A 4,227-nucleotide genomic window follows, 5' to 3' on the forward strand; every position below is an offset into this window, starting at 1 on the left:
GTGCGCCACCCCTCCGCGCTCGTCTTCGCCCAATCCATGTGGCGCAGAACCCACCAAACCATCAGCAAACGGATCCACTACGCGCAACGACGCCTACGAGCTCTCCAACCGCCCCTGTAGTACCGGCAGGGTCGGTGCCGGGAAGGCGATGTCGAGGTGGATGCGGGGTGCCAGCTCGGCGCCGAGGATGGCGACGGCGAGCAGCAGGACGAGTGCTCCTCGCAGCCGGAATCCGCGGTGGGGCTGGTGGTGGTGTTCGCAGGTGGGTTGGTCAGTGTGCCTGTGTATGGGCACTCGGCGGGTACCTCCCTGGCTCGTTGCCACTCGTCGGCCCTGAATACATCGGACGGAGGGTTGCAGCCTTCCGCCCGTAGGGCTTCTCAGAAGAATGGGGCGCCGGGGAAAGGGCCGTCCACCGGATATCGCGAATTGACGCTGATCCCCGGGCGAGGAGGGGGGTGTTTCGGCCATTCATTGCCGCGGTTCGTAGATCGAATCGTCAACAGGGCTGGTCGCAGGGGGTGATGGGCATTCGTGTCGCATATCGGCCGACCTGCTCGACCGCGGCATCCATGGGGTTAAGGGCTTGCGCGAAGCAAAATGATCTGCTGACATTGTTGATGAGACCGCGCTGAATCCGGGTCCACCGGATCAAAGCCTTGTGCGGCACCCGAGTCGGTGCCGAAGGCCGATAGCGGTCGTTTTCATGGCTGACCCCGGCCGTTGCCACTCGTCAACAGGGGAACTGCCGGGCTCCGTTGCAGCGGAGGCCGGCCGCGCCGTCATCACTCCGCAGGACGCAACCTCATGGGGTTGCCGCGCCCGGGGAGATCAGGCCGGTCTCGTAGGCGAGGACGACGGCCTGGACCCGGTCGCGCAGCCCGAGTTTCGACAGGATGCGCGCGACATGCGTCTTGACCGTGGTCGCGCTGAGGGTCAGCCGCTCGGCGAGCTCGGCGTTGCTCAGGCCGGTGGCGAGCAGGCGCAGCACTTCGAGCTCGCGTGGTGTGAGCCCTGACAGGTCGCGGTGGACGGCGGACCTGACCTCGTCGCGGTGGGCGAAACGCTCGATCAGCCGGCGGGTGATCGTCGGTGCGAGCAGCGCGTCGCCGGACTGCACCAGGCGTACCGAGGCCACCAGATGCTCGGGAGACACGTCCTTGAGCAGGAAGCCGCTGGCGCCCGCGGTGAGCGCGGCGTAGACGTAGTGGTCGAGGTCGTACGTGGTCAGGATGAGGATGCGGGTGCCGGCCGCGCCGTCGCCCAGGATCTGCCGGGTGGCTTCGAGGCCGTCCATCTGCGGCATCCGGATGTCCATCAGCACGACGTCGGGCCGGGTGCGCCGGACGGCCGAGATCGCTTCGGCGCCGTTGGCCGCCTCGGCCACCACCTCGATGCCGTCGGCGGCGAGGATCATCCGGAACCCGGTGCGCACCAGTGCCTGGTCGTCGGCGATGACGGCACGCAGGGGCTGCTGGCTCATAGGGCTCTCCACGCGCTCATACGGCTCTCCACGGGACTCGGGCCTCGATCTTGTATCCGCCGCCGATTCTGCGCCCTGCCACGAGCGTTCCGCCATAGACCGCGAGCCGCTCCCGCAGACCGATCAGCCCGCGCCCGTTGCCGCCCTGCGCGTACGTCCCCTGCGTGCCGCCGGTGTCGGTGACCTCGATCTCCAGCCACGCGTCGTCGTGGCCTATGGTGACGGACGCCGTCGAGCCGGCGGCGTGCTTCATGGTGTTGGTCAGCGCCTCCTGGACGACGCGGTAGGCGGTCAGATCGACGCCGGGTGGCAGCGGCTCCGGCGGGGGAGACAGGGCGACGGTCACCGGCAGCCCGGCGGCGCGGACACGTCGGACGAGGTCGTCCAACTGGTCGAGTCCCGGCTGGGGTTCGAGCGCGTCGCCGGTGCTTTCCGAGTGTCCGGTGCCCGAGGCCGCGATGAGGCCCATGACATGGCGCAGTTCACTCATCGCGGCCCGGCCGCTCGCCTCGACCGCGAGCAGGGCCTCCTTCGACTGCTCGGGCGCCGTGTCCATGACCTTGCGCGCCGCCCCGGCCTGGATCACCATCACGCTGACGTTGTGGGTCACCACATCGTGCAGTTCGCGGGCGATCCGGGAGCGCTCCTCGTCGATGGCCTCGCGCATCGCCTTCTCCTGTGCCACCTGCAGTTCGGCGAACCGCAGCTGGGTGGCTCTGAGCCGCAGCTGCCAGTAACGGACCACGCTCGCGATCAGCGCGACGACCAGCAGGACGAAGAGCCGGCCCGACCAGAACGGCAGTGCGGGGTCGGTGGTCCGGTCGAAGGTGGCGGCGAGCACCGCCGCGAGCGCGAAACTGCCCATCGTGGACGTCAGGTTGCGGCTGTGGACGAGGGCACTGCAGGCGGCGATGAGGCACACCACGAGGGTGAACCTGGTCGTGTAGTCAGGACCGGCCAGCGTCGCGCACATCACCACCCAGAAGACGGCGAGCGGAAACCGCCGGCGCGCCGCCAGCGGCAGCGCTGTCAGCGCCCCGAGGACGTAGGCCTGTATCGCCGGGTGGAACTCGGTGCCCGGCACGGGAGCACCGGGTGGGAAGGGCGGCCGTTCGGGCGGGAGGGGCCGGCCGGGCAGGGAGCCGGGGTCCAGCGCCGGATCGGGCCCTGCCGGCCAGCCGGCGTCGAAGTGCAGCCTGGACACCGCGAACAGCACCAGCGCCGTGAGGGCCAGCGCGAGCGCGGCATCGGTGACGACAGCCCGCCTCGACAACCGGGGAGCCTGGCCGTCCGGGCGCAGCGCGTCGCGCACCTGCCGGCGCCATCCCTGTCGTTCATCCGTTTCCACCAGCACATTGTCGGCGCCGCCCGCCCTGGGCACATCGGCCTCAGCGATCAGGGCTCCGGCCGTGCGGAGTACTTCGCAAGGATGACGCCGCGGCCGGGTCCTCCTCGTGGGCGACCCGATGTCGGTGCACCGGCCGACGCGCCTCCGCAGCGGGCGCACCTAGCTTCGGTCCTGCCAGCGGGCCGCCCGGGGGAGTCCCCCCCGAGGACGCGGCCGTTGCGACCGGAAGGACCGACACCCCCATGGGGAACGTGATCGAACTGCGTGGCGCCGTCAAACGCTACGACAACGCGGACGGGCCCGCGCTCGGCCCGCTGACGCTCACCGTCGAAGAGGGTGAGGCCGTCGCCGTCACCGGGCCGTCGGGCAGCGGCAAGTCCACGCTGCTGAACCTGGTGGCCGGGCTGGACAAGCCGACGGAGGGCACCGTGACCGTCGGCGGCACACGGATAGACAACCTCGGGGAGGGCGGGCTGGCGCGCTTCCGCCGCGAGCGCATCGGGATCGTGTTCCAGTTCTTCAATCTGCTGGACGACCTCACCGTCCTGGACAACATCGTGCTGCCGGCCCAACTGGCGGGTACGGCCCGGGGCAAGGCGGCGACCCGCGCGCACGAACTGTTGGAGACCCTCGGCATCGACCAGCACGCCCGGGCCTACCCGGGCCGGCTGTCCGGAGGCGAACGCCAGCGCGTCGCGGTCGCGCGGGCGCTGATCAACCGCCCGGCGCTGCTGCTCGCCGACGAACCGACGGGTGCGCTGGACATGGCGTCCGGGCGCGACGTCCGTGAACTGCTGATCGATCTGCACCGGGGCGGGCAGACCATCGTGCTGGTCACCCACGACCTCGATCTCGCCGAATCGTGCGCGGGCCGGACCGTCCATCTGGTCGACGGGCATGTCGCCCTCGACCGGAACAGCGGCGCGGGGGCCGTCCGATGAGCGCACTGGGCAAGGTGGTGCGCGCCGGCGTCGGACGGCGCCGGGTCCAGACCCTGGTGATGATGCTGACCACGATGATGGCGGTCACCGCGTCGGTACTGGCCGGCGGGCTGCTCGTAGCGTCGCAGGCGCCGTTCGACCATGCCTTCGCCCGCCAGAACGGCGCACACCTGACCGCGCAGTTCGACGCGGCGAAGGCCACCGCAGCACAGGTCACGGCCACCGCGCACGTCGCCGGCGTGACGGCCGCCGGCGGCCCGTATCCCGTCCTCTCGCTGCGCCCGCACATCGGCGAGAACGGTTCCGGGATGCCGCCGGGCGGCCGGATGCCGGAGCTGACGTTCGTCGGTCGTGCGGACGCCGGCGGGGCGGTCGACGACCTCGACCTCGTCGACGGCAGATGGGCGACCGGGCTGGGGGAGACCGTGCTGCGCACCCTCGACTCGCCGTTCGGC

Annotated in this window: 4 protein-coding genes and 1 pseudogene; 2 read left to right on the top strand and 3 right to left on the bottom strand. The window is 70.7% G+C overall.

Annotation, left to right across the window (positions count from 1 at the left end; genetic code table 11):
* Nucleotides 1–93 precede the first annotated feature (93 nt).
* The 3 genes from O3W51_RS47295 to O3W51_RS47305 form a co-directional block, all read right to left on the bottom strand.
* Nucleotides 94–294, bottom strand: coding sequence for a hypothetical protein (locus tag O3W51_RS47295; RefSeq protein ID WP_269290222.1), 201 nt, complete (start codon nucleotides 292–294; stop codon nucleotides 94–96).
* A 511-nt stretch (nucleotides 295–805) separates the two neighbouring features.
* Nucleotides 806–1,483 (bottom strand): response regulator, encoded by a 678-nt coding sequence (locus O3W51_RS47300; protein ID WP_198357572.1) that lies wholly within the window; start codon nucleotides 1,481–1,483, stop codon nucleotides 806–808.
* Between the two features lie 16 nt (nucleotides 1,484–1,499).
* The gene (locus tag O3W51_RS47305) at nucleotides 1,500–2,831 is read right to left on the bottom strand and encodes a sensor histidine kinase (RefSeq protein ID WP_198357573.1); all 1,332 of its coding nucleotides are present in this window, start codon (nucleotides 2,829–2,831) and stop codon (nucleotides 1,500–1,502) included.
* Between the two features lie 242 nt (nucleotides 2,832–3,073).
* Between O3W51_RS47305 and O3W51_RS47310 the strand changes: the two genes are divergently transcribed.
* Together O3W51_RS47310 and O3W51_RS47315 are read left to right on the top strand one after the other, a co-directional pair.
* A complete protein-coding gene (locus O3W51_RS47310; protein ID WP_138354417.1) occupies nucleotides 3,074–3,772 on the top strand; it encodes an ABC transporter ATP-binding protein in 699 nt (232 codons plus the stop codon).
* A pseudogene (locus O3W51_RS47315) lies at nucleotides 3,769–4,227 on the top strand (ABC transporter permease); the annotation flags it as partial. The gene O3W51_RS47310 and the pseudogene O3W51_RS47315, both read left to right, overlap by 4 nt.

The sequence above is a fragment of the Streptomyces sp. H39-C1 genome, from assembly GCF_027158125.1.
GTDB lineage: Bacteria > Actinomycetota > Actinomycetes > Streptomycetales > Streptomycetaceae > Actinacidiphila > Actinacidiphila fildesensis.